This is a genomic window from Delftia sp. (assembly GCF_059499305.1).
This window is the reverse complement of record NZ_JCABYI010000030.1, coordinates 556793-582577: the sequence shown is the minus strand read 5'-3', so window position 1 is coordinate 582577 and position 25785 is coordinate 556793. Positions and strand designations below refer to the sequence as shown.

22 protein-coding genes are annotated in these 25785 nt (G+C 68.1%); 11 read left to right on the top strand and 11 right to left on the bottom strand.

Annotation, left to right across the window (positions count from 1 at the left end):
* Positions 1-53 precede the first annotated feature (53 nt).
* From AC5I49_RS19250 to AC5I49_RS19225, 6 genes are all read right to left on the bottom strand, one after another.
* Complete coding sequence (locus AC5I49_RS19250; RefSeq protein WP_016446597.1) at positions 54-887, bottom strand: ABC transporter ATP-binding protein; 834 nt, start codon at positions 885-887, stop codon at positions 54-56.
* Positions 888-1060: 173 nt separating this feature from the next.
* A complete protein-coding gene (locus tag AC5I49_RS19245; RefSeq protein ID WP_016446596.1) occupies positions 1061-2377 on the bottom strand; it encodes an ABC transporter substrate-binding protein in 1317 nt (438 codons plus the stop codon).
* Positions 2378-2607: 230 nt separating this feature from the next.
* Entirely contained in the window at positions 2608-3672 is a 1065-nt protein-coding gene (locus tag AC5I49_RS19240) for a branched-chain amino acid ABC transporter permease (protein WP_016446595.1), read from the bottom strand.
* A gap of 20 nt (positions 3673-3692) precedes the next feature.
* The gene (locus AC5I49_RS19235) at positions 3693-4622 is read right to left on the bottom strand and encodes a branched-chain amino acid ABC transporter permease (RefSeq protein ID WP_016446594.1); all 930 of its coding nucleotides are present in this window, start codon (positions 4620-4622) and stop codon (positions 3693-3695) included.
* A 10-nt stretch (positions 4623-4632) separates the two neighbouring features.
* A complete protein-coding gene (locus AC5I49_RS19230) occupies positions 4633-5418 on the bottom strand; it encodes an ABC transporter ATP-binding protein (protein WP_013804350.1) in 786 nt (261 codons plus the stop codon).
* Between the two features lie 14 nt (positions 5419-5432).
* Positions 5433-7370 carry an AMP-dependent synthetase/ligase gene (locus tag AC5I49_RS19225; RefSeq protein ID WP_017405426.1) on the bottom strand — a complete coding sequence of 646 codons (1938 nt, stop codon included), beginning with the start codon at positions 7368-7370 and terminating at the stop codon, positions 5433-5435.
* 320 nt (positions 7371-7690) lie between these two features.
* Between AC5I49_RS19225 and AC5I49_RS19220 the strand changes: the two genes are divergently transcribed.
* From AC5I49_RS19220 to AC5I49_RS19210, 3 genes are all read left to right on the top strand, one after another.
* Positions 7691-8419: a Crp/Fnr family transcriptional regulator gene (locus AC5I49_RS19220; protein ID WP_016446592.1), complete on the top strand. Its 729-nt coding sequence runs from the start codon at positions 7691-7693 to the stop codon at positions 8417-8419.
* 160 nt (positions 8420-8579) lie between these two features.
* On the top strand, positions 8580-9317 hold the full coding sequence (locus AC5I49_RS19215) for a type IV toxin-antitoxin system AbiEi family antitoxin (RefSeq protein WP_495789747.1): 738 nt from the start codon (positions 8580-8582) through the stop codon (positions 9315-9317).
* On the top strand, positions 9314-10228 hold the full coding sequence (locus tag AC5I49_RS19210) for a nucleotidyl transferase AbiEii/AbiGii toxin family protein (RefSeq protein WP_495789746.1): 915 nt from the start codon (positions 9314-9316) through the stop codon (positions 10226-10228). Before AC5I49_RS19215 ends, AC5I49_RS19210 begins: the two co-directional genes overlap by 4 nt.
* An 18-nt stretch (positions 10229-10246) precedes the next feature.
* Here the strand turns inward: AC5I49_RS19210 and AC5I49_RS19205 are convergent, their stop codons facing one another.
* Genes AC5I49_RS19205 through AC5I49_RS19195 form a run of 3 tightly spaced genes read right to left on the bottom strand, consistent with a single transcriptional unit; the run spans position 10247 to position 13652 of the window.
* Positions 10247-11455 carry a CaiB/BaiF CoA transferase family protein gene (locus AC5I49_RS19205; protein WP_495789745.1) on the bottom strand — a complete coding sequence of 403 codons (1209 nt, stop codon included), beginning with the start codon at positions 11453-11455 and terminating at the stop codon, positions 10247-10249.
* Positions 11455-12462 (bottom strand): Bug family tripartite tricarboxylate transporter substrate binding protein, encoded by a 1008-nt coding sequence (locus AC5I49_RS19200; protein WP_016446588.1) that lies wholly within the window; start codon positions 12460-12462, stop codon positions 11455-11457. The genes AC5I49_RS19205 and AC5I49_RS19200 overlap by 1 nt, the downstream gene beginning before the upstream one ends.
* A 14-nt stretch (positions 12463-12476) precedes the next feature.
* Positions 12477-13652, bottom strand: a complete 1176-nt coding sequence (locus AC5I49_RS19195) for an acyl-CoA dehydrogenase family protein (RefSeq protein ID WP_464183174.1) — start codon at positions 13650-13652, stop codon at positions 12477-12479.
* 99 nt (positions 13653-13751) lie between these two features.
* On the opposite strand from AC5I49_RS19195, the gene AC5I49_RS19190 reads away from it, so the two are divergent.
* On the top strand, positions 13752-14576 hold the full coding sequence (locus AC5I49_RS19190; protein WP_495789744.1) for an IclR family transcriptional regulator: 825 nt from the start codon (positions 13752-13754) through the stop codon (positions 14574-14576).
* A gap of 17 nt (positions 14577-14593) precedes the next feature.
* Here AC5I49_RS19190 and AC5I49_RS19185 read toward each other — a convergent pair whose 3' ends face one another.
* Positions 14594-15133 (bottom strand): hypothetical protein, encoded by a 540-nt coding sequence (locus AC5I49_RS19185; RefSeq protein ID WP_016446585.1) that lies wholly within the window; start codon positions 15131-15133, stop codon positions 14594-14596.
* Positions 15130-15411, bottom strand: coding sequence for a hypothetical protein (locus AC5I49_RS19180; protein WP_495789846.1), 282 nt, complete (start codon positions 15409-15411; stop codon positions 15130-15132). The genes AC5I49_RS19185 and AC5I49_RS19180 overlap by 4 nt, the downstream gene beginning before the upstream one ends.
* On the opposite strand from AC5I49_RS19180, the gene AC5I49_RS19175 reads away from it, so the two are divergent.
* The 7 genes from AC5I49_RS19175 (at position 15310) to AC5I49_RS19145 (ending at position 25779) form a co-directional block, all read left to right on the top strand.
* Complete coding sequence (locus tag AC5I49_RS19175; RefSeq protein ID WP_495789743.1) at positions 15310-17238, top strand: pseudouridine synthase; 1929 nt, start codon at positions 15310-15312, stop codon at positions 17236-17238. The two genes, AC5I49_RS19180 and AC5I49_RS19175, sit on opposite strands and share 102 nt — an antisense overlap.
* A 211-nt stretch (positions 17239-17449) precedes the next feature.
* Entirely contained in the window at positions 17450-17947 is a 498-nt protein-coding gene (locus AC5I49_RS19170) for a sigma-70 family RNA polymerase sigma factor (RefSeq protein WP_016451916.1), read from the top strand.
* Complete coding sequence (locus AC5I49_RS19165) at positions 17947-19017, top strand: FecR domain-containing protein (protein WP_392450318.1); 1071 nt, start codon at positions 17947-17949, stop codon at positions 19015-19017. The genes AC5I49_RS19170 and AC5I49_RS19165 overlap by 1 nt, the downstream gene beginning before the upstream one ends.
* 118 nt (positions 19018-19135) lie before the next feature.
* Complete coding sequence (locus AC5I49_RS19160) at positions 19136-21550, top strand: TonB-dependent siderophore receptor (protein ID WP_495789742.1); 2415 nt, start codon at positions 19136-19138, stop codon at positions 21548-21550.
* Positions 21551-21642: 92 nt separating this feature from the next.
* On the top strand, positions 21643-22155 hold the full coding sequence (locus tag AC5I49_RS19155) for a sigma-70 family RNA polymerase sigma factor (RefSeq protein ID WP_047218485.1): 513 nt from the start codon (positions 21643-21645) through the stop codon (positions 22153-22155).
* Complete coding sequence (locus AC5I49_RS19150; RefSeq protein WP_464183163.1) at positions 22152-23141, top strand: FecR domain-containing protein; 990 nt, start codon at positions 22152-22154, stop codon at positions 23139-23141. The genes AC5I49_RS19155 and AC5I49_RS19150 overlap by 4 nt, the downstream gene beginning before the upstream one ends.
* A gap of 121 nt (positions 23142-23262) precedes the next feature.
* Positions 23263-25779, top strand: a complete 2517-nt coding sequence (locus AC5I49_RS19145; protein WP_495789741.1) for a TonB-dependent siderophore receptor — start codon at positions 23263-23265, stop codon at positions 25777-25779.
* Positions 25780-25785 lie beyond the last annotated feature (6 nt).

Genomic DNA, 25785 nt, shown 5'->3' with positions numbered 1-25785 from the left:
GGCTAGTCCTGTGGAAGAAGGGTCTGGGGCAGGGGCTGGGAAATGTCCGCCGGTCAGGCCAGCCAGCGTTTTCTGCGCTTGTAGCTTTTCACGTCCTTGAAACTCTTGCGCTCGCCGCCGCCCACGCCCAGGTAGAACTCCTTGACGTCCTCGTTGCTGGCCAGGTCCGAGGCTGCGCCGTCCATGACGATGCGGCCGCTTTCCATGATGTAGCCGTAGTCCGAGTACTTGAGCGCCATGTTGGTGTTCTGCTCGGCCAGCAGGAAGGTGACCTTTTCCTTGCTGTTGAGGTCGCGGACGATGTTGAACACCTCCTCGACGATCTGCGGGGCCAGGCCCATCGAGGGTTCGTCCAGCAGCACCATGCGCGGATTGGCCATCAGCGCGCGGCCGATGGCGCACATCTGCTGCTCGCCGCCCGAGGTGTAGGCGGCCTGCGAGGTGCGGCGCGTCTTCAGGCGCGGAAAGTAGTTGTAGACCTTCTCGAGGTTGGCCGCGATCTCGCCCTTGTCGGTGCGCGTATAGCTGCCGGTCATGAGGTTTTCCTCGATGGTCAGGTGGGCGAAGCAGTGCCGCCCCTCCATGACCTGGACCACGCCGCGCTGCACCAGCTCGGAGGGCGTGAGGCTTTCGATACGTTCGCCCTCCAGCTCGATCGTGCCCTTGGTCACCTCGCCGCGCTCGCCCTTGAGCAGGTTGGAGATGGCGCGCAGCGTCGTGGTCTTGCCCGCGCCGTTGCCGCCCAGGATGGCCACGATGCTCTCGCGCGGCACCTGGAGCGAAACGCCCTTGAGCACCAGGATCACATGGTTGTAGATGACTTCGATGCCATTGACCACGAGCAGCGGATCGCTGGCGGCCGGGGCGGAGGTGGGTGCGGTGGTCATGGCGTCGTCCATGGGCGTTGATACGAAAGCGGAGTGCGGGGCCGCAACTCTCGAAGCATCTCTGCGCGGGGCATGCCCCAACTCAGGGACACCGAGGAAGGGCCGCCCCGCACCGAGGGTGTCGTCCCCCTCCCCCGCGAAGCGGGTAGAGAGGGGGAAGGCGCGCAAGCGCCTCAGGGGGTGCAAGTTCTAGCTTTTACGTTCTTTTCCTTGGCGTACTTGTCCGCGTACTCCTTGACCAGCGGTTCGACCATGGACTTGTCGGCCTGGTACCAGTCGGAGACCACCTTCCACTTGGCGCCATCCCACTGGGCGATGCGCGACCAGTCGGTGCCCAGGTGGTTGTCGCAGCTGGTCTTGACGGGGCGGATGATCTTGCCGAAGCCCAGCTCGTTGAGGCGCTCCTGCGTGAGGTTCAGGTTCTCCAGGCCCCAGCGCACCTGCTCGGAGGTCATGACCTTGCCCTTGCCGTATTTTTCCTGTGCCGTGCGGATGGCCTCCACCTGCAGCATGGAGATCACCATGCCGCGCGTATGGGCCATGGCGCCCAGTTCCTTGGCGTCGGTGGCCGTGCCCTGGCCCTTGTCGTAGACCATGGCCTTGACCTCGTCGTGCACCTTGTCGTGCTCGGCCGTGTTGTGGATGGTCACGGTGTTGTAGCCCTTGGCGCCGGCGCCGATGTCCTTCACGTCATGGTCCGAGCCGGCCCACCAGATGGAGTACATCTTCTCGCGCGGGTAGCCGGTGGCCTGCGCCTCGCGCACGGCCGTGGGCGTCATCACGCCGGCCGACCACAGCAGCACGTAGTCGGGGCGCTGCTGGCGGATCTGCAGCCAGGTGGACTTCTGCTCCACGCCGGGCGCCGTCACGGGCAGCAGCGTCAGGTCGAAGCCTTCCTTGGCGGCGCGCTTTTGCAGCAGCGGAATGGGTTCCTTGCCATAGGGCGAGTCGTGGTAGACCAGGGCGATCTTCTTGCCCTTGAGGCTGCCCTTTTCCTTCTTGAGGATGTCCTGGATGATGGAGTCGGCCGCCGTCCAGTAGTTGCCCAGCAGCGGGAAGTTCCACTCGAAGACCTTGCCGTCGGCCGACTGCGACAGGCCGTAGCCCGTGGTGATGATGGGCATCTTGTCGCCGGGCGCCTTGTCCGTCACGGCGAACGTGATGCCGGTGGACTGCGGATCGAAGCCCGCCGCGCCGCCGCCCTTGCCCTTCAGGCGCTCATAGCACTCCACGCCCTTGGCCGTGTCGTAGGCCGTCTCGCATTCCTCGTAGGCGATCTTCACGCCATTGATGCCGCCCTTGGCGTTGACCAGCTTGATGTAGTCCTGCTTGCCATCGGCCCATGGAATGCCCAGCGGAGCGAACTGGCCCGTGCGGTAGACCAGCAGCGGCACGAACTGGTCCTGGGCCTGGACGGCGGGGGCGGCCACGAGGCCGCCGATTCCGGCTGCGACGGTGGCGGCGGCGATGGCGACTTTCTTGAACATCATGACGTTGTCTCCTAGTTGGCTGGGGAAGATTCCCCGGTTATCCGGCACTCTGTGGCGCCCTGTCTCGATCAGAATCAAACATTCCATGTTTCCTGGCGCCATCTGTGGAACTGGCGAGCCCCAGGTCAGGGACACCGAGGAAGGGCCGCCCCGCACCGAGGGTGTCGTCCCCCTCCCTCGCGTAGCGAGTAGAGAGGGGGAAGGCGCGAAGCGACTCAGGGGGTGTCATATCAATGCGGGAAGGGCCAGACGCGAAGCTTTTGCCTTGCCGTTGCCCACAGCTTCGCGAGTCCGTGCGGCTCCACGATCAGGAAGAACACGATCAGCGCACCGAAGATCATGTGCTCCAGGTAGGTCGCCGTGGCCGTGGACAGCGGCAGGCCCAGCCAGTGAGGCACCTGGGTGAGCAGCAGCGGCAGCAGCACGAAGAAGGCCGCGCCGAAGATGCTGCCGACCACCGAACCCAGGCCGCCGATGATGATCATGAACAGCAGCTGCAGCGAGCGGTCCAGGCTGAAGGCCGCAGGCTCCCAGGCACCCAGGTGTACGAAGCCCCACAGCGCGCCGGCCACGCCGACGATGAAGCTGCTCACGGCAAAGGCGCTGAGCTTGGCGTAGGTCGGGCGGATGCCGATCACGCTGGCGGCCACGTCCATGTCGCGCATGGCCATCCATTCGCGGCCGATGGCGCCGCGCACCAGGTTCTTGGCGGCCAGGCCCAGCAGGCACAGGATGCCCAGGCACAGCAGGTACTTCTCCATGGGCGTGTCGATCTTCCAGCCCATGATGGACAGCGGGCCCGCGCTCACCGAGCCCGAGGAGGAGTTGTTCGTCACCCAGGCGGCGCGGCTGGTCAGCCAGTCCACGAAGAACTGGGCGGCCAGCGTGGCCACGGCCAGGTACAGGCCGCGGATGCGCAGGCTGGGCAGGCCGAAGATCACGCCGAAGACCATGGCCAGCACGCCGCCACCGATCAGGGCCACCAGCAGCGGCATGCCCTCGAAACGCACCTGCAGGTTGTAGGCCGCATAGGCGCCCACGGCCATGAAGGCGCCCGTTCCCAGAGAGATCTGGCCGCAGTAGCCGACCAGGATGTTCAGCCCCAGCGCCGCCAGCGACATGATCAGGAAGGGGATCAGCACGGCCTGGAAGGTGTAGTCGCTGACGCTGAAGGGAATCACCAGGAAGGCGACGGCCAGCAGCGCCACGATGGCCCAGCGGTCCTGGGCGACGCCGAAGATCTGCTGGTCGGATGCGTAGGTCGTCTTGAATTGACCGTTCTCACGATAAAACATGTGCAGGTTCTCCGTAACGGTCAAACGCGATCAATGATTTTGTCGCCGAACAGCCCCTGGGGCCGCACGAGCAGGAAGCACAGGGCCAGGCCGTAGGCGAACCAGGTCTCGATGCCGCCGCCGACCATGGGGCCCAGGTAGACCTCGGAGAGCTTCTCGCCCACGCCGATGATCAGGCCGCCGATGATGGCGCCGGGCAGCGAGGTCAGGCCGCCCAGGATCACCACGGGCAGGGCCTTCAGGGCCACCAGCGACAGCGAGTACTGCACGCCCAGCTTGGAGCCCCAGATGATGCCCACCACCAGGGCCACGCCGCCGGCCACCGACCAGACGATGACCCAGATGCGCGACAGCGGGATGCCGATGGACTGCGCCGCCTGGTGGTCGTCGGCCACGGCGCGCAGCGCGCGGCCGGTCTTGGTCTTCTGGAAGAACACGCTGAGCGCGGCCACCAGCAGCGCGGCGATGCAGGCCGCATACAGGTCTTCCTGGCTCAGCAGCACGCCGCCCTCGAACAGGCCGTCGAGGATGAACATGGGGTCCTTGGGCATGCCCACGTTGATGCTGTAGACGGCGCTGCCGAAGATCATCGGGCCCAGTCCGTCGAGCAGGTAGGCGATGCCCAGCGTGGCCATCAAGAGCGTGATGGGCTCCTGGTTGACCAGGTGGCGCAGCGCCAGCCGCTCGATCACCCAGGCCACGACCACCATGATGGCCAGCGACACGCAGATGGCCAGCAGGTTGGTGAACCAGCCCGGCTCCATGCCGATCCACTTCGGGATCCACTCGGAAAAGCGCGCCATGGCCAGGGCCGAGAACAACACCATCGCGCCCTGGGCGAAGTTGAACACGCCCGAGGCCTTGAAGATCAGCACGAAGCCGATGGCGATCAGCGCGTACAGCGTGCCTACCATGAGGCCGCCGAACAAGGTTTCCAGAAAAAATCCCATGTCAGTCCCCTCAGTGGCTGGTGCCAAGGTAAGCGCGGATCACGTCTTCGTTCTGGCGCACCTCGTCGGGTGCGCCGTCGCCGATCTTCTTGCCGTAGTCCAGCACCACGACGCGGTCGCTGATGTCCATGACCACGCCCATGTCGTGCTCGATCAGCACGATGGTGGAGCCGAACTCGTCGTTCACATCGAGGATGAAGCGGCACATGTCCTGCTTTTCCTCCACGTTCATGCCGGCCATGGGCTCGTCCAGCAGCAGCACCTGCGGCTGCATGGCCAGGGCGCGGCCCAGGTCCACGCGCTTTTGCAGACCGTAGGGCAGCTGGCCCACGGGGGTCTTGCGGTAGGCCTGGATCTCCAGGAAGTCGATGATGTGCTCGACGAACTCGCGGTGGCGGATCTCCTCGCGCTGGGCCGGGCCCAGGCGCAGGGCCTGCATCAGGATGCCGCTTTTGATCTGCAGGTTGCGGCCGGTCATGATGTTGTCGATCACGCTCATGCCCTTGAACAGCGCCAGGTTCTGGAACGTGCGCGCCACGCCCATCTCGGCCACCTGGCGGCTGTTCATGTGGCTGAAGGTCTTGCCCCGGAAGGTGATCGATCCCTCGGACGGGGTGTACACGCCGTTGATGCAGTTGAGCATCGAACTCTTGCCTGCGCCGTTGGGGCCGATGATGGAGCGGATCTCGTGCTCGCGCACATCGAACGAGATGTCCGTCAGCGCCTTCACCCCGCCGAAGCGCAGGCTGATGTTCTTGATGTCGAGGATGACATCGCCGATCTTCTTGTGGGTCATGTCAGCGGCTCCGGTCAGGCCCTGGCGGTGGCAGCCACCGAATGGGTTTTGGCATCGATGATGGACAGCGTGGCGCTGACGCTGCCGGTGCGGCCGTCCTCGAACTTGACCTGGGTCTCGATGAACTGCTCACGCTTGCCCGTGTACAGCGCATCGACCAGCACGCCGTACTTGTCGGCAATGAAGCCGCGGCGCACCTTGCGCGTGCGGGTCAGCTCGTCGTCGTCGGGGTCCAGCTCCTTGTGCAGCACCAGGAAGCGCGCCACCTGCGTGTCGGCCATACCGGCTTCGGCGGCCAGGTCGGCGTTCACCTGGGCCACGCAGTCGGCCACCATCTCCAGCACCTTGGCCTTCGAGGCCAGGTCCACATAGCCGCCATAGGGCAGGCCCTGGCGCTCGGCCCAGTTGCCCACGGCCTCGTAGTCGATGTTGATGAAGGCGCAGACCTGGTCGCGGCCGTGGCCGAAGCACACCGCCTCCTTGATCTGTGGGAAGAACTTGAGCTTGTTCTCGATGTAGTTGGGCGCGAACATGGCGCCCCGGCTGGTCTTGCCCACGTCCTTGGCGCGGTCGATGATGCGCAGCTGCCCGCTGGCGTCGATCACGCCGGCATCGCCCGTATGGAACCAGCCGTCAGCATCCACCACCTCGGCCGTGGCGTCGGGGCGCTTGTAGTACTCCTTGAGCACGGACACGCCCTTGAGCAGCACCTCGCCGTTGTCGGCGATCTTCAGCTCGATGCCCGGTGCGGCCTGGCCCACGCTGCTCAGTTCCACCTGCCCGTCGCGCTGTATGCACACATAGGCGCAGGTCTCGGTCTGGCCGTAGAGCTGCTTGAGATTGATGCCGATGGAGCGGAAGAAGCGGAACAGCTCGGGCCCGATGGCCGCGCCCGCCGTATAGGCCACGCGGATGCGCGACAGGCCCATGGCATTGCGCAGCGGGCCGTAGATGCACAGGTCGCCCAGCGCGTACTTCAGGCGGTCCAGCGCGCCCACCTTCTTGCCGTCCAGGATGTCCGATCCCACGCGCCGCGCCACGGCCATGGCGCGGCCGTACATCCACTGCTTGAACGGCGCGGCATCCTCCATGCGGATGGACACCGAGGTCAGCATGCCCTCGAAGATGCGCGGCGGCGCGAAGTAGTAGCTGGGGCCGATCTCGCGCAGGTCGATGGACACGGTCGAGGCCGACTCCGGGCAGTTGATGGTGAAGCCCGCCACCAGCCACTGCGCAAAGGAAAACAGGTGGTCGCCCACCCAGGCCGGAGGCAGGTAGGAGATCACGTTGTCGCCAGGGCCCAGGCGGTCCACCTGCACACCGCCGCGTGCCGACTCGCCAAAGCTGCGGTGGGTCTGGCACACGCCCTTGGGCTTGCCCGTCGTGCCCGAGGTGTAGAGGATGACGGACACGTCGTCGGGCGACAGCGCCGCCAGCATGGCATCCCAGGCGCCCGGGTGGGCGGCCTCCCATTCCTTGCCCTTTTGCAGCAGCGCCTCGGTGCTGATCAGCCCCGGCTGGTCGTAGTGGCGCAGGCCGCGCGGGTCGTCATAGATGATGTGGCCCAGGCCGCGGACGCTCTCGCGCACCTCCAGCAGCTTGTCCACCTGCTCCTGGTTCTCGGCGAAGGCGAAGTCGATCTCGGCATCCTCGATGACGAAGCGCATCTCGGCCGCCACCGCGTCCTGGTACAGCGGGATCGGCACGGCGCCCAGCGCCTGCACGGCCAGGAAGCCCATGTAGACATGGGGCCGGTTGTCGCTGATGAAGGCCAGATTCTGGCCGCGTGCCAGGCCCAGCGCCGCCAGGCCGCAGGCCATGTGGCGCACGGTCTGCGCGGCCTCGCTCCAGCTCCAGGTCTGCCAGATGCCGTATTCCTTCTCGCGCAGCGCCGGTGCCTGTGGGCGCTGGGCAGCATGCTGGAGCAGCAGGTGCGGGAACGTGGTCGTCATTCCATGTCCTTGGTTGTTCGTGGATGGTGGCCGCGTGGTGCAAATGCCCAGGCTGAGACCCACCGGCTTGGACTGCATCGTAGGACTGGCTTTGACGCCGTGGTGTCTGTTTGACGACAATCTTCGGGAAACTCATCATCGGGAAAACGCGCCGTAACAAATGGTGCCAAAACGGTCTCATTGCCCGTTGGGGGGCTTGCGCTCCAGCCCGTTCGCAGCGGGTCGCCGTCCTTCTGGAAATCCCGCTCACGCCAGCCACTGGCCTCGGGCAATGCTTGGGTGGTTTTGTTGATTCATCCGCGCACCCTCGCCGCGACTCCATGAGCCAAGAACTGTCACTGCACCAGCGCCGCCGTGCGCCCCGACCCGAGGAACTCGATGGCATTCCCTGGCTGGCCCTGCTCCAGCCCGCCGAGCGCGAGCGCGCGCACAAGGCGCTGGTCGTCGGCGACGCACAGTCCGGCGACTACGTCTGCCGCACCGGCCGCGCACCCACCTACTGGTTCGGTGTGGTCGAAGGCCTGCTCAAGATGAACACCGATGGCGCCGATGGCGCCAGCATGACGCTGGCCGGCCTGCCTCCGGGCGGCTGGTTCGGCGAGGGCACGGCCGTCAAGCGCGAGCCCTACCGCTACAACGTGCAGGCCATCCGCAAAAGCGTGGTCGCCGGCCTGCCCATCGACACCTTCCACTGGCTGCTGGACCACTCCATCGGCTTCAACCGCTTCGTCATGAGCCAGCTCAACGAGCGCCTGGGCCAGTTCATCTCGGCCCGCGAAATCGACCGCCTCACCAACCCCGACCTGCGCGTGGCCCGCAGCCTGGCCGCGCTCTTTCACCCGCTGCTGTACCCGGGCGTGGGCGAGGTGCTGCGCATCACCCAGCAGGAGCTGGCCTACCTGGTGGGCCTGTCACGCCAGCGCGTCAACGAGGCGCTGTCCGTGCTGCAGCGCGAAAACGCCATCGTCGTGGAGTACGGCGGCCTGCGCGTGCTCGACCTGGAAGCGCTGCGCAGCGGGCTGTTTGCGACGGCGCGGCGGGCGGCCTGAGCATGCGCGGCGTCCGCTTTGGCGCCGTACCCATCGGCATGGACCAGTACCGATGCATGTCGCCATGAAATTTTGAAAAGTATTGAAAATCGTAGTAGAACTACGATTGGAAGGAAATATCAAAGTTGCCCGTGTTTGGAATAAGTGCTTGAATCGCAGCATGACTACGACCGGGGTAAGCAAATTAAACGCGCTCTACACGCAGCTGCCTGCGGGCACACCCATCACCTCGCAGGATCTGGCAGGGCTGGGCATCTCCGCAGACCTGGCTGTCCACTACGTGCGCGCGGGCTGGCTGAAGCGCCTGATGCGGGGGGTCTTCTGCCGGCCCAACGACAGCCTGGCCCTGCATCCGAGCCTGGGCGTGCTGCAGCGCCGCCTGGAGGGCCTGCATGTGGGGGGCAAGTCGGCGCTGGACTGGTACGGCATGCGCCAGTATGTGGCGCAGCAGCCGGTGCTGCAGCTGTATGGCTGGGCCGCCGGGCAGCTGCCGCCATGGTTCACCGAGCGTTTTCCCGCTGAATACCACCGCAAGAGGCTGTTCGACGAGCAACCCGGTGCCTTGCTGCATGTCGGGCCCTTCGAACAACGCAGCGGTGCCGCCCAGGTCTCGGCGCCGGAGCGTGCACTGCTGGAGCTTCTGAGCGATGTGGGCGTGCGCCAGCCGCTGCAGGAAGCCAGGGAGCTGGTGGAGAGCGCGTACAGCCTGCGCGCCGATGTGCTGCGTGAACTTCTGCAGCGCTGCACCAGCGTCAAGACCGTGCGCCTGTGCCTTCAACTCGGGCGCGAGGGGGCGCTGCCCTGGGTCGCCAGGCTGGAGACGGCCTCGCTGCCGACGGGAAGCGACAGGCCCTGGGTGTCCCGGTCGGCCGATGGCCTGTTGGTGCTCAAGCCATGAACCAGACCTATCTCGACACTGCGCGCCTGTTGACACAGGTCGCGCCGCTGGTGTTTGTGGATGACACGTTCGCGCTGAAGGGCGGAACCGCGATCAACCTGTTCGTGCGCGATATGCCGCGTCTGTCCGTTGATCCGGACCTGGTGTTTCCCGACCACAGGCCGTCGCGCGATGAGGCGCTGCAACAGATCAATGAGGCCATCCGGCAAGCGGCTATACGCCTGACGAAGCGGGGCTTCCAGACCCATGCGCCGGTGGCTGCAGCGGGCCAGACCAAGCTGCTGGTGCGCCGTGGTTCCGTGCAGGTCAAGATCGAAGTGAACTATGTCATGCGGGGCACGGTGCTGCCAGTACGGCGGGCATCGCTTACGCCCGCTGCGCGCGATGTGCTGATGGCCGACCTGGAGATTCCCGTGGTCTCCGCAGAGGACGTGTACGGCGGCAAGCTTGTGGCCGCCCTGGATCGGCAGCACCCGCGTGATCTGTTCGATGTGATGCAGCTGTTCGCGCACGGCGGCATCACTCCTGGCATCCGGCGCGCGTTCGTGGTCTATCTGGCCTGTAGCAACCGGCCGTTGCACGAAGTGCTGTTTCCTCCCTTGCGTGATGTCCGGCACGATTTCGAAAACAACTTCCGGGGCATGACGGCCGAGCCAGTGCCGCTGCAATCTCTGCTCGCAGCACGCGAGCGGTTGCTGCGGGAGCTCCAGCAAGGGCTGGATGCCAGCGAGCGGCGCTTTTTGCTGTCGCTGGCCGCAGGAGTCCCCGATTGGCCGGCGCTGGACATCGCCCATCTCGAACACCTGCCCGGCGTGCGATGGAAGGTGCAGAACCTGGCGCAGCTGCGCACGTCCCATCCCCGCAAGTTCGCCGAGCAGGCGGACCTGCTGGCCGCACGGCTGGCCATCTGACGCCAGCACTGCATACCTTCAGATCACGCCCTCGCGCCGCAGCCTCTCCTGCTGCTGCGCATCCAGCCCCAACGCCGCATAGATGCATGCATTGTCCTGGCCGGTGGCCGGGCCGCTGCGGGGCGAAGGGGCTTGGCGGCCCGTGAAGCGTGGCACGGGCGCGGGGGCGGTGAGGGGGCCCAGGTCGGGGTCGGGCAGCGCGATGAAGCTGCCGCGTTCCGCGAAATGCGGGTCCTGCAGCGAGTCCTCGGCCGAACAGACCTTGCTGAACGGGATGTCGTGCGCGGCCAGCGCGGCCATGGCCTGGGTGCAGTCCAGGCCTGCGCACCATTGCACGATCAGCGCATCCAGCGCCTGCAGGTGGCGGATGCGCGCGGCGTTGTCCGCAAAGCGCGGGTCGGCGGCCAGGTCGGCGCGGTCCATGGCCTGGCACAGGCGCGCGAAGATGGCATCGCCTGTGGCGACCACGGTGAGCCAGGCGCCGTCGCGCGTGCGGTAGACGTTGGAGGGCGCCGTGTAGCCCGCGCACGATCCCGTGCGGCTGCGCGCCTGTCCGCCCAGCTGGAATTCGGCCGCCAGCGGGTCCAGCAGGCGCAGCATGGCTTCGGTGGCCGACAGGTCGATCTCCAGGCCGCGCCGTTCGCCTGGAGGCTTTGCATTGCGCTCGGCCAGTGCGGCCGCGATGGAGAAGGCGCCGAACAGCCCGGCCACGGCATCGCCCAGCGGGTAGTTCATGTGCTGGGGCGGGCCGCCCGCCTCGCCCGTGAGGTGGGCGAAGCCGCTCATGGCCTCGAAGATGCGCGCAAAGCCCGGCCGGCGCGCATAGGGGCCGGTCTGGCCGAAGCCCGTCAGGCGCAGCACGATGAGGCGCGGGTTGCGGGCATGCAAGGTGGCCAGGTCCAGCCCCCAGCGGTCCAGCGTGCCGGTGCGGAAGTTTTCCACGAGCACGTCGAAATCCTCGATCAGCCGCAGGAACAGCGTGCGGCCCTCGGCCTTGCGCACGTCCAGCGAGATGCCCTGTTTGCCCCGGTTGGCGGTTTTCCAGAACACGGCGTGGCCGTCGTGCACGGGGGCCAGGCTGCGCAGCGTGTCGCCGCCGCCGGGCAGCTCCAGCTTGACGACGTCGGCGCCCAGGTCGCCGCACAGGGTGGCCGAGAAGGGCGCGGCCAGCACCGTGGCCATGTCGAGGATGCGCACACCCTCCAGCGGATAGCCTTGGCGCTGCATCAGTTGCCTTTCAGGTCCACGTTCTTCAGCACAGGCTCCCAGGCGCGGCGGTCTTCGGCCACGCGCTGGTGGAAGTCCGCCGCCTGCGTGGGCAGCGGCGTGGCGCCCAGGCGCGCCAGCTTGTCGCGTGTCTCGGGCAAGGCCATGGCCTTGGCCAGCGCCTGGTTGAGCGTGGCCACGATCTGCTGCGGCGTGCCCTTGGGTGCGGCCAGGCCCACCCACAGGCCGGTGTCCAGCCCGGCCACGCCCAGCTCGGCAAAGGTGGGAATGTCGGGCGCGGCGGGCGAGCGGCTCTTGCCGGTCTGCGCCAGGATGCGGATCTGCCCGCCCTGCATGTAGGGCAGGGTGCCGCCCAGGTTGTTGCACATCACCGGGATGTGGCCGGCCATGAGGTCGTTGACGGCCGGGGCGTTGCCCTTGTAGGGCAGGTGCTGCATCTTGGTGCCGAGCCGGTGGTTGACCATCTCGCAGACCAGGTGCGAGGGCGTGGCCGTGCCGGCCGAGCCGAAGGACAGCGTGCCGGGCCTGGCCTTGTCGGCCGCCACCAGTTCGGCCAGCGTGCGGTAGGGGGTCTTGGCGTTGACGGCGATGACGTTGGGCAGGTCGGCCACCAGGCCGATGTACTCGTAGTCGGTCAGCGGATTCCACTTGAGGTTGGCGTGCACATGGGGCAGGAAGACATTGCTCAGGCCTGCCATGAGCAGGGTGTAGCCGTCGGGCGCGGCGCGGGCCACGAGTTCCGAGCCGACCAGGCTGCCCGCGCCCGGCTTGTTCTCCACCACCACGGGCTGTCCCAGGGCCTTGCCCAGTTCCACCGAAAGGGCACGGGCCACGAGGTCGGTGCTGCCGCCTGCGGGAAAGGGAACGATCACGCGCACGGGCCGATCGGGAAAAGCCGCTTGGGCCGTCTGTGCCGCCTGGGCCGTTTGGGCAGCCTGCGCGCAGGCACACAGCGCGGCCAGCAGGCCCAGGTTGGCCAGGTGCTTCGAGGTGAGGGGGCGTGTCATGGGGGCCTCCGGTGTCAGGCGCTCTCGCGCAGCATGAGCTTGGCGATGTTGAGCTGGTGGATCTGGCTGGTGCCTTCGTAGAGGCGGAACAGGCGCACGTCGCGGAAGTAGCGCTCGATGGGGCTGAAGTCGGCCACATAGCCCGCGCCGCCGAACATCTGTACGGCGCGGTCGGCCACGCGGCCGCACATCTCGGAGGCGAAGTACTTGCACATGGAGGCGGACAGCGCCACGTCCTCGCCCCGGTCGCGGGCGCGGGCGGCCTCCAGGATCATGGATTGCGCCGCGAAGATCTCGGTGCGGCTGTCGGCCAGCATGGCCTGCACCAGCTGGAAGTTCGCCACCGGCTGGCCGAACTGCTCGCGCTGGCGCACATGGGCCAGCGCCAGGTCCAGCATGCGGATCGCCGGCCCCGTGCACAGCGCGGCCAGGTGCAGGCGCTGCTTGTTGAGCACCTTCATCACGGTCTTGAAGCCCTGGCCCTCGCGCCCGCCGATGATCTGGTCGGCCGGCACGCGGCAGTCCTGGAAATGCACGTCGGACACGGGCGAGCCCGCCTGGCCCATCTTGCGATAGGGCTGGCCCGTCACCAGGCCCGGCGAGCGCTCCACGAAGAAGGCCGTCAGCCCCTCGCTGCCCGTGCTGCCTTCGCCGGTGCGGGCGATGACGGTGAACACATCGGCCAGCGGCGCATTGGTGATGAAGCGCTTGCTGCCGTTGAGCACATAGTGGTCGCCCTCGCGGCGCGCCGTGGTCTGGATGTTGCTCGCCTCCGAGCCCGCGTCCGGCTCGGTCAGCGCCAGGCAACCCGTGAGCTCGCCGCGCGCCATGCGCGGCAGCCAGCGCTGCTTTTGCGCCTCGGTGCCGTCGGCCACCAGGGCTTCGGAGCCAATGCCGGTGTTGGTGCCCACGCGGGCCCGCAGCGCCACCGAGGCCTGGGACAGCTCGAAGGCGCAGCGCACCAGCTCCTCGGTGCTCAGGCCCAGGCCGCCGTAGGCCTGTGGAATGCTCCAGCCGAAATAGCCCTTGTCGCGCAGTTCCTGGACCACGGCGGGCGGGATCTCGTCATCGCGCTCGATCTGATCCTCCAGCGGATGCCAGCGGTGGCGCACGAAATGGCGGATGTCTGCAATCAACGCCTGCAGGCGGGCGTCGGCGGGCTGGGGGGTGGAGGTTGGGGCGTGGTTCATGGGCCGCACTGTAGGAAGCGCGGCCGGGAAGGCGGCAATGCTGTTTCAATTATTGAAACGCAGTTGCGGCCTCGTGGCCGCAGTCCGCACAATGGCGCCGTGCCCCACGCCCCCATTGCCCACCAACCCAAGGACTCGCAGGATGTCTGCCGCATCCGCGAGCAGGACCCGTATTTCGCGGGCACGCTGGCCAAGGGGCTGATGATCCTGCAGTGCTTCGTCAGCGACCCGCGCCCGCATGCCAACAGCGAGCTGGCCCGCCGCCTGGGCCTACCGCGCCCCACCGTGTCCAGGCTGTGCCGCAGCCTGCAGACCATGGGCTACCTGGACCATGACGAGCGGCTGGACCGCTATTTCGTCGGCCCGGCCGCCGTCGCCCTGGGCTACCCCTATGTGATCAACACGCCGCTGCTGGGGCCTTTGCGCCTGCCCATGCAGGCCCTGGCCGACCGCGTGAAGGGGGCGGTATCGGTGGGCGTGGTCATGGACCTGGATGTGGTCTACCTGGATACCTGCGCCTGGGAAGGCGGCACGCTCAAGCGCCCCGGCGTGGGCGCGGTTCGCGGCGTGCTGGAAACGGCCATGGGCCGGGCAGGGCTTGCCCAGCTCGATGCCGGGGAACTGCAGCGCTTCCTGGACCGCGTGCGCAGCCAGCGGCCCGAGGAATATGCGCGCTGCAGGGACAACGCCAGCGAAAGCCTGGCGCACTATGCCGCCCGGGGCTTCGCGGTCAACATGGGCGACTCCGGCCTGGGCGTGTGCGCAGTGGGTGCGGCCTCCCGCATCCGCTACGGGTCGCGCCGGCTGCTGTTCAACTGCGCCGTGCCGGGCCTGCGCATGCCGGCCCGCACGCTGATCCGGGATGTGGGCCCCCAGTTGGCGCAGTTGGTGGCCCTGTGCGACCGGCTGCCCGTGGACCGCTGATCTGCGGGCCTGGCGCTTCAGAAGGCGGCCAGCACGATGCCGATGGCCAGCAGCACGCCGAAGGAGATCCAGCCGTTCTTCTGGTCCAGGCCGCCGATCTGGCGCAGCGCCTCTTCACGCGCAGCGCCCGCCAGGCCCATCTGGTTGACCTGCTGTACGCGCGTGACCAGCCACTGCAGGTAGGTGCGCTTGACAGTGAAGGAAATCGCCACCGCGATGCCGAGCACGCGGCCGGCGCCGCCCGTGCCGGGCATCAGCAGGTTGATGATCAACAGGGTGATGAAGGCCACCACGGCATAGGCGTAGACGCGGCGGGCAATGGCCCAGGACACGCCCATGAAGGGAATGGCCGTCCAGCAGGGACTGAGTGCGGCGAAGAATCCCTTTTTCCCGCCGACCATGCGCTCCCACAGCGGACGGTATTTGTCGGCATTCGGGCCGATGGCGGTCTCCATATCGGACCACTCGATTCCCGTCAAGTCCATTTTGGTGATGAGCAGCGCCTTGAATTGTTCTTTCAAGGGCATGGAATTCAATAGGTTGGGTGTATCGCTCATGGTTTTCCTTGTTGAATGAGGCGGGATTCCGGGCGTGATGGTCTGGATGCCGCAGCGGGCGCTGCGCGCAGGGCTGTTGTCTCGAAAGAGAGCCCCTGTCTCTGGACGGGCGCCATTCTATGGGGAGATACATGGGAAATGGCAAGCCCAATGGATTGGTTTGCAATGGAAAATGAATGAATGCGCTCGTGAGAAATACAGTTTTTTACATATTCAATGCCATGGGCTGTTATTTTTTCATTGGCCGGATGGCGAATTTTCGTGGCGAGTTGATTCATCCTGATCCATCTTTCATTGGGGATTCATATGAATATGCATATCGCGACGGATACAGCGAATGGGATGGGCCTGGGGGCCAGGTGCATTGCAATGGACGGGAATCGGGCTCGCACAACGGGTGTGCCGTCCTTCGTGCAGGCGCTTCGCTGCGGGACCGCGCAGGGGTCCCGGCGGGCCGGGGCAGCGCGGGGCCGATAGCCGAGCGCAATGCCCGTATTGGCCGCAGGGCGCTGCCGCTGCAGGCCGTGCCGCGCGACAATGGCGGCCTAATGTCATCCCCTACTTCTTCCAAACCGTCCCGGCCCGGCGCCGACGAGGCGGCAGCGCCCTCCGCGCGACCTGTGCTGCGCCGCCCCGAAAAGCCACAGGCCGAGCCGGCTGGCGATGCCCGCCGCCCCTCTGGTGGCGCAGGCAGATCTGCGGGCGCACGCGGCCCGCGCAACGACCGCAACGACCGCAATGACCGCAATGACCGCAATGACCGCGGCGGGCGCAATGAACGCTACGAGCGCTCCGACCGCCGTGACGCAGGCCCTCGCGGCGATGCCCGTGATGCGGCACCCCGCGGCGACGCCCGTGATCAGCGCCCGCGCAGCAGCGGTTTCGGCCGTGCCGAGGACCTGGACCGTTCCCAGCCGCGTGGCGACTGGCGTGGCCAGGGCGGCGGCGAAAACCGTGCCCCGCGCGAGCAGCGCGATCCCCGTGATGCGCGTGACACGCGCCATGCGGGCGACATGCGCGACTCCCGTCCCCCGCGTCCGCCCCGCCCGGATGATCGCCGCGACCGGCCCTATGGCCAGCGCGACGAGCGTCCGCGTGATGGGCAATGTGACGGCCCCCGGGAAGGCGGCTTCCGTGATCGCCCCCGTGACGACGCCCGGGGCCCCCGCCGCGACGATGCGCGCGGTCCCCGCCGTGATGACGCCCGCGGCCCGCGCCGCGATGCGCCGGCCCAGGCCGAACCCGCCTACCGTCCGCTCAGCGGCATCCGCACCTACCGTCCCGCCGACGGTGGCGCCAGCCGCGAGATTCCCGTCAAGCGTGCCCCCGCGCCCGTGCAGGAGCAGGTTCCGGGCGCCGTGCGCATCAACAAGCGCCTGGCCGACATGGGCCTGTGCTCGCGCCGCGAGGCCGACGAGTGGGTGGACAAGGGCTGGGTCCGCGTCAACGGCGAACTCGCCGTCATGGGCCAGAACGTGGTGGCCGCCGACCGCATCACGGTCGAGCGCGAGGCACGTGACCGCCAGGACCAGCAGGTCACCATCCTGATCCACAAGCCCATGGGCTACGTCAGCGGACAGGCCGAGGATGGCCACGAGCCGGCCGTGGTCCTGGTCACTCCCCAGAACCACTGGAACCAGGACACCAGCCGCACGCGCTTCAACTTCGCGCAGCTCAAGGGCCTGGCGCCCTGCGGCCGGCTGGACATCGATTCCGTGGGCCTGCTGGTCATGACCCAGGATGGCCGCGTGGCGCGCCAGATCATTGGCGAAGACTCGGAGATGGACAAGGAGTACCTGGTACGCGTGACCTACGGCGACCGCGACATCGACGTGCAATCCGTGTTCCCGGCCGAGCAGCTGGCACGCCTGTGCCATGGCCTGTCGCTGGACGGCGAGGAACTCAAGCCCGCCAAGGTGGACTGGCAGAACCCCGAGCAGCTGCGCTTCGTGCTGACCGAAGGCAAGAAGCGCCAGATCCGCCGCATGTGCGAACTGGTGGGCCTGCGCGTGGTGGGCCTCAAGCGCATCCGCATCGGCCGCGTGACGCTGGGCAATCTGCCTGTGGGCCAGTGGCGCTATCTGGGTGCACACGAGAATTTTTAGCACCCCCTGAGCGGCTGCGCCGCTTCCCCCTCTCTACCCGCTTCGCGGGGGAGGGGGACGACACCCTCGCGGCGGGGCGGCCCTTGCTTGGTGTCTCTGGTCTTGGGCCGCGCCGGTTTCAGTGAGCGCACGGCTCGTGTTTAGAATGCGAACCATTCTCAAACGAGCTTCAGCGCTGCGGCACGCCAGTCCGGGGCGCGTCCGTCTTTTCATGCGCGCACCGGCCGATCCTGTACACACCCTCTATGTCGAACACCACGGCTGGCTGCAAGGCTGGCTGCGCCACAGGCTGGGCAATGTGTTCGAGGCTTCCGATATCGCGCACGACACTTTCGTCAACGTGATCACCTCGGGCATGGCCGGCCGCATCGAGCAGCCGCGCCCCTTTCTGGCCACCGTGGCCCGCCATCTTGTGATTCGCCAGCACCGGCGCCGGCTGCTGGAGCGCGCCTATCTCGACACCCTGGCCTTGTTGCCCGCTGAACTTGCCCCTTCGCCCGAAGAGCGGCTGATCGCGCTCGAATCACTGCAGGCCGTGGACCAGGCGCTGGACGCGCTGGCGCCCAAGGTGCGCGAGGCCTTCCTGCTGGCTCACCTCGAAGGCCTGAGCTATGCGGACATCGCCACGCGCCTGGGCGTGTCCATGACCAGCGTCAAGCGCTACCTGGCCCAGGGCTATGAGCGCTGCTTCGTGCTGGCGCTGTCCTGATGGCGCCGGTGCCTCCTTCCGATCCTCGGCGCCTGTCCAGCGCCACGCCGCTACCCGGCAGCAGTATCCAGGCGCCCCAGGCGCTGGGCCGGCCCTTGCCGGCCGGCGTGGCGCGGGCGGCGGCCGGCTGGTTTGCGCTGCTGCAATCGGGCCAGGCATCGGCCGCCGACCGGGCGCGCTGGCAGCGCTGGCTCGATGAAGACGCCGACCATGGCCGCGCCTGGGCCCATCTGCAGGCCGTCACGGGCGCGCTGACGGGGCTCAATGCCGGTGGCGCGGGCTATCGCGGCCTGTCCGCTGCTCCCCGGGCTGCGCGGCGGCGCCTGCTGGGCCTGTTCGCGGGCCTGGGCACGGCGGCGGGCGGGGGCTGGCTGGCCAGCCGCACGCCGCAGTGGCAGCAGATGGCGGCCGACTACTCCACCGGCACGCAGCGCCGCCGCTGGAGCCTGCCCGACGGCACGGACATGCTGCTGGGCCCCGGCAGCGCCGTGGCCTTGCAGTTCGACGGCAGCGAGCGCCGGCTGCGCCTGCTGGCCGGCGAGGCGCTGTTCACCACCGGTCATCCCGCAGGTGCGCTGGGCGATCTGCCCTTTGTGGTGGAGACCGCCCACGGCCGCGTGCGCGCCCTGGGCACGCGCTTCATGGTGCGCAGCAGCCAGGCAGGTGCGCGCGTGGCGGTGTTCGAGGGCGCCGTGGAGCTGCGCCCGGCCGGCACAGGCGCATCCGCACGGCGCCTGCAGGCGGGCGAGGCCATGGACTTCACGCGCACGGGCTGGGGCACGGTGCAGCCGGCCGGCCCTGCGGATGACGCCTGGAGCCGGGGTCAATTGTGGGTGGACAACCAGCGCCTGGACGACTTCCTGGCCGAGCTCAACCGCTACCGCCCCGGCTGGCTGCATGCCGATCCGGCCGTGGCCGGGCTGCGGTTCTCGGGCGTGTTCCCGCTGGACGAAGGGGGCATCGATGGCACGGACGCCGTGCTGGCCATGCTGCCCGGTGCGCTGCCCGTGCAGCTGCGCTGGCGCACGCGCTGGTGGGTGGTGGTGGAGCCTGCGCAGGCGCGCGGCTGAGGCTCTTTCTTCCTTTTCGCTTTTTTTGCGCCGGGGGTGACCCGATTTCCCGCGCCGCGCTTCCTTGTTTCCGAGAGCTTTGATTTTCGATATCGGAACACAGGGAGAACCCAGGACCATGCAACCCCTTTTCATGCCCCGCCCCGCGCTGGCGCTGGCCATCGCGCTCATGCCCGCCGCCGTGCTGGCCCAGGCCCAGCGCAGCTATGACGTCGCTGCCGGCCCGCTGGATGCCGCCTTGCGCAGCACGGCCGCCCAGGCCGGCGTGGCCCTGATCTTCACGGCCGAGCAGACGGCCGGACAGCGCAGCGCGGGACTGCGCGGCAGCTACACGGTGGAGGCTGCCTTCGAGGCGCTGCTGGCCGGCACCGCCTGGCAGGCCGTGCGCCAGGCCGGCGGCGGCTATGCGCTGCGGCGCGTGGAGCAGGTCCGGCAGCTGCCGGCCGGCAGCGGGATGGAGCTGGCGCCCGTCATCGTCACCGCGCGCGCCGAGGAGGTGGGCGGCGAAGGCCCGGTGGCCGGTTACGTGGCGCGGCGCAGCACGGCAGGCTCCAAGACCGATACGGCCATCGTCGAGGTGCCCCAGACCATCAACGTGGTCACCGCCGACGAGATCGCCGCGCGGGGCGCCATCAGCGTTTCCCAGGCGCTGCGCTATACGCCGGGCGTGGATTCCTCGGGCTATACCGAGAACTACATGCAGGCCGACGAAACCGCCTCGCGCGGCTTCTCTCCGGCATCGCTGTACCTCGATGGCGCCTACCTGCCGTATGCGGGCAGCCTGGGAGGTGCCGCCCAGATCGAGCCCTACAGCCTGGAGCGCATCGAGGTGTTCAAGGGCCCGGCCTCGGTGCTCTACGGGCAGAACCAGCCCGGCGGCGTGATCAATCTGGTCAGCAAGCGGCCCGTGGCCGAACCCGTGCGCGAGGTGCGGCTGGGCGTGGGCAGCCACGGGCGCGCTGATGCGGCGCTGGACCTCTCCGGCACCCTGGATGCCGAGCGCGGTCTGCTCTACCGCCTGGTGGCTGTGGCCAATGGCGGTGGCCAGCAGGCCGACCACACGCGCAGCAGCCGCCTGTTCGTGGCCCCCAGCCTGACCTGGCGGCCCGATGCTCGCACCTCGCTGACCCTGTATGCGCAACTGCAGCGCGACCAGGGCGTGTGGGATTACCAGGCCATGCCGGCCGTGGGCAGCCTGTTCGAGGGACCTGACGGCAAAAGGATCAGCCGCAGCTTCTTCAACGGCCAGCCTGGCTACAACGACTTCTGGCGCAACCAGGCCGTGCTGGGCGCCGACTTCGCGCACCGCTTCAACGACAGTGTGCTTTGGCGGCAAAAGCTGCTTTTCACCGACGTGCGTGACCGCTGGAAGGGCTTTTACCTGCGCGCCTTTGCGCGCGACGCCGAGGGAGCCATCGACTACGGCCGCGCCACCCGCACCAAGCTGGACTGGGCGCAGCACAACAGCGTGCTGAGCCTGGACAACCACCTGGAGGTCAAGGCCAGCACCGGCCCCGTGAGCCACACGCTGCTGGGCGGGGTGGATTACCGCCGCTTCTCGCGCAAGTACGAGGGCTACAACGACTACGCCTCTGCCCCCATCGACCTGTATGCGCCCGACTACGGCCTGCCCACGGCTGCGCCCACACTGACCACACGCTGGGACAACACCGTGGATCAGACCGGGGTCTACCTGCAGGACCAGATGCGCTGGCGCGATCTGGTGCTGACCGTGGGCGGACGCCATGACTGGGCCGGCATCGACAACAAGGACCTCATGGAGGCCACGCGCACCCGCCAGGACCACAAGGCCTTCACGGGCCGTGCGGGGGTGACCTGGCTGGTCGGCAACGGCGTGGCGCCCTACCTGAGCTATTCCGAGTCCTTCGTGCCCATCGTGGGCACGGACTTCCATGGCCGGCCTTTCGATCCCACCACGGGCAAGCAGATCGAGGCGGGCGTGAAGTACCAGCCACCCGGCAAGAACCTGCTGCTGAGCCTGGCGATGTTCGACATACGCCAGCGCAATCTCACCACCACGGACCGCGAGCACCCCGGCTACTCGGTGCAAACCGGGGAGGTGCAGTCCCGGGGCGCGGAAATGGAGATCAAGGCCAGCCTGGGCGCGGCCTGGGACATTGCCGGCGGCTTCAGCTACGCCGACATGCGCACCCTGCGGTCCAACGATGCCGAAGAAATCGGCAAGCAATGGGCCTCGACGCCGCGCTGGCGCGCCTCGCTGTGGGTCAACCACCACCTGCATGCGGGCCTGAGCGTGGGAGCGGGCGCGCGCTGGTCGGGCAGCGCCTTCGGCGACTCCGCCAACAGCTTCCGCACGCCGGCCTACCTGGTCTTCGATGCCGCGCTGCGCTATGACCTGGGCCTGATCGACGCCAGCCTGCGCGGGCTGGAGGGCACCATCAACGTCCAGAACCTGTTCGACAAGAACTATGTCTCCAGCTGCAACTACGCCTTTGGCTGCTACTACGGCAGGGCGCGCACCGTATCCGCAGGCGTGACCTATCGCTGGTAGGCGACTGCGGCGCGGGCGGAGGGCGCCGGGATGAATGGATAATAAGAACCATTCGTCTTTGGCGCCGTGGCACTCCATGGCGCCTTGCCCCGATGCCTCACTCATCACCCTCCGCTCCCGACCCCATCCAATCGCTCTATGTCGCCCACCAGCCCTGGCTGCTGGGCTGGCTGCGGCGCCGCATGGGCAACGCCTGCGACGCTGCGGACCTGTCGCAGGACACCTGGGTGCGCCTGATCGTCTCGCGCCGCCTGCCCCGGCAGGAAGAGGAGCCGCGCGCCTACCTGGTGCAGATCGCCAAGGGACTGGTGGTGGACCTGCTGCGCCGGCGCAGGCTGGAGGCCGCCTATCTGGAGGCGCTGGCGCTGCTGCCCGAATCGTTTGCGCCTTCGCCCCAAGAGCGGGCGATTGCGCTGCAGACCCTGGTGCGTGTGGACGCCATGCTGGATGCGCTGCCGCCGCGCGTGCGCGAGGTGTTCATGCTCTCGCAGTTCGAGGGCCTGACCTATGCCGAGATCGCCCCGCGCGTGGGCACGGCCGAGCGCACGGTGCGCAAGCACATGCGCGATGCGCTGCAGGCATGTTTCCAGGCGCTGATGGAATGACGCACACCGCCACCGGACTCCTTGCCGCCGACCCGACCGAGGCCCTGGACCAGGCCTTCGACTGGATGGCCGTGCTGCTGTCGGGCAGCGCCACCGAGGCCGAACACCAGGCCCTGGCCGCGTGGCGCGCGGCCGATGCCCGTCACGAGGAGGCCTGGCAGCAGCTGATGCAAATGCAGCAGCGCTTGCAGGCCGTGCCGCCGCAGCTGGCCTCGCGCACGCTGCGCACGGCGCGTGCGCCCGCGGCCGGGAGGCGCAAGGCGCTGCGCGTGCTGGCCTGGGGCGCGGGCACGGGCGTGGCGCTCTATGCCGGTCATGGCGCACTGGAGCGCAGCGGTCAGCTGGCCGCGCTGCACACGGGCACGGGCGAGCGGCGCGAGCACCGACTGGCCGACGGCTCCGTGGTCACGCTGGACACAGGCAGCGCGCTGGACCTGCGCTACACGGCCACGGAACGCCGCCTGCTGCTGCGAGCGGGTGCCATCCATGTGCGCACGGCGTCGGATCCGGCCGGCGCGCATCGCCCCTTCATAGTGGAGACTCCCCGGGGCACGCTGCAGGCGCTGGGGACACGGTTTTCCGTGCGTCTGGACGGTGGCGGCGCAGCGGGGCGGGACCGGGTCGAAGTATTCGAGGGGGCGGTGGCCGTCGCTCCGCTGCAGGGGCCGTCGCGCCGCGTGGAGGCCGGCGAGTGGGCAGACTTCGGCGCCGAGACGGTGCAGGCCGGCGTCTTGCCGCCGCAGGGCGATGCCCCCTGGACACGCGGCCTGCTGGTGGCCGAGCGCATGCGCCTGGAAGACTTTCTGGCCGAGCTGTCGCGCTACCGCCGTGGCGTGCTGCGCTGCGACCCGGCCGTGGCCGGGCAGATCGTCTCGGGCGTGTTCTCGCTGGACGACAGCGATGCCACGCTGGCCGCGCTGCAGGGCGCGCTGCCGGTGCGCGTGCGCCGGGCCACGCGTTTCTGGGTCACGGTGGGACCGGCCTGAGATCCGGCGAAAAAATATTTGCGGCAGGGCGTGCCGCTTTCCGGATCTCGTTCGGGATAGAGACAACAGCCATTTTCTGCAGTGAATGGCTATGTCCGCCATCCATCGAAAGGAATTCTCCATGCCGCACCCCGTGCCCGGCGCTCTTGTCCGCTTCCGACCTCCTGCACAGGCTCCCGCGCTGGCTCCTGCCTTCGCCAGAACCGTGCTCGCCATGGCCCTGCAGGCCTGCGCTGTCGGTGGCCTGAGCGCCAATGCCGCCCACGCGCAAACCACGGCCGCGCCGGCCGCCGCCCAGCGCTTCGATCTGCCTGCCGCGCCGCTGGACCGTGCCCTTAACGCTTTTGCCACCCAGGCCGGCATTCTGCTGACCGCCGATGGCAGCCTGACGGCAGGCAAGACCGGCGCGGCCCTGCATGGCAGCTATTCGGTGCGCGAGGGCCTGGCCGCCCTGCTGGCGGGCAGCGGCCTGGAAGCCGTGCCCCAGGCGGGGCAGGGCGGGGGCTACGCGCTGCGGCGCGCGGCGGTGCCGACGGCGCCGGTCTCCGCTGCCGAGGGCACGGCGCTGGCCACGGTCAACGTGACGGCCGCTGCCGAGCGCAGCGCGGTCTCCGAAGGCACGGGCTCCTACGCCACGCGCCAGTCCAGCACGGCCACACGGCTGGGCCTGTCGCAGCGCGAGACGCCGCAGTCGGTCAGCGTGGTCACGCGCCAGCTGATGGACGACCAGGGCCTGACCAGCCTGCCGGAGGTGCTGGAGAAGACGCCCGGCATCACCGTGGGCCGCAACGACAGCGAGCGCACCACCTTCTACTCGCGCGGCTATGCCATCGAGAATTTCCAGTTCGACGGCGTGCCCAACACCATGGACTCGGCCAACCAGTACACGACCTCGCTGGCCGACAGCGCCATCTATGACCGCGTGGAAGTGGTCAAGGGCGCCACAGGCCTGCTCACGGGCGCGGGCTATCCGTCGGCCGTGGTCAATCTGGTGCGCAAGCGGCCCACCAAGACCTTCCAGGCCTCGGCCGAGGCGGCCATCGGCAGCCATGACCGGTTGCGCGGCGTGGGCGACATCTCCGCGCCGCTGACCGAAGACGGCCGCGTGCGCGCCCGCGTGGTGGCCGTGGCGCAGAACGCCAGGTCCCATGTGGACGACTACAGCCGCAACGTGCGCAGCCTGTACGGCATCATCGAGGCCGACCTGGGCCCGGGCACCGTGGCCAGCCTGGGCATTGACCACATGCAGACGCGCGCCGACGGGGCCAGCTTCGGCCACATCCCGCTGTTCTTCAAGGATGGCAGCCGCACGCATTTCCCCACCTCGCTCAACCCTGCGGCGCGCTGGTCGTACTGGGACAACGACAGCACCAACGTGTTTGCCGAACTCAAGCACAGCTTCGGCAATGGCTGGAAGATGGACCTGTCTGCCAGCCGGCTGCGCCAGTCGCGCGACGTGGAGGTCGGCGTGGCAGCCCACGGCATGGTGGACCCGGTCAGCGGCCTGGGCATCAACATGCTGTCCAACAAGATTCCCACCGATGCCACCACGCAGGCCGTGAATGCGGCGCTGTCCGGGCCGTTGCAGCTGTTCGGGCGCGAGCATGAGCTGTCGTTCGGCGCCAGCTGGTCGCGCCAGCGCCGCCATGCGCCCGGCTACAGCAATGCCTACGGTCCCGTGGGCAACTACTTCGAGTGGGACGGCCAGGTGCCCCGGCCCGACTTCCAGCTGCGCAACCACCGCATGACGCGCATCGTGGAAAAGGGCGTCTTCGGCGCCGCGCGCCTGCGGCCCACGGACGACCTGTCGGTGATCCTGGGTGCGCGCGTGAGCTGGTACGACATGCTGGACGACACCACGGGCCTGAACGGCAGCTACGTCGTGAACAACGCGCTGCGCGTGGCGCACAAGACCGTGCCCTATGCGGGCGTGGTGTATGACCTGAACCGCCAGCTGTCGCTGTACGCCAGCCAGACCGATATCTTCAATCCGCAGACCTACTACAAGGACGCTGCCGGCAGCCCGCTGCCGCCGCTCACGGGCCGCAGCCGCGAAGTGGGCGTCAAGGGCGAGTTTCTGGACGGCCGGCTCAACGCCTCGCTGGCGCTGTTCCACATCCAGCAGCGCAATGCCGCGCAGTACGTCAGCGCCAACCCGCAATCCGGGGAAGAGGTCTATGCGGCCATCGACGGCGTGACCAGCAAGGGCGTGGAGATGGAGGTGTCGGGCAGCATCACGCCGGCCTGGAACATCTACGGCGGCTACACCTACCGCACTTCGCGTGCGCCGGCCCAGCCCGACGTGATCCTCAGCGCGGTCAACACCAACCAGCCGCGCCACCTGTTCAAGCTCAGCACCAGCTACCGTCTCAACCCGCAGTGGACCGTGGGCGGCTCGCTGGCCTGGCAGAGCCTGACCTACTACCAGCAGTCCGCCGCTCCCTACGCGCGCGCCGACCAGCGTGCCTATGCGCTGGTGGGCCTGATGGCGCGCTACGACGTGGACCGCCAGTGGTCGGTGACGCTGAACGTCAACAACCTGTTCGACAAGACCTATATGCCGGGCCTGGGTTCGTACGGCACGGGCGTGTATGGCGATCCGCGCAATGTGCTGGTCACGGCCCGCTACAGGTTCTGATGCGGC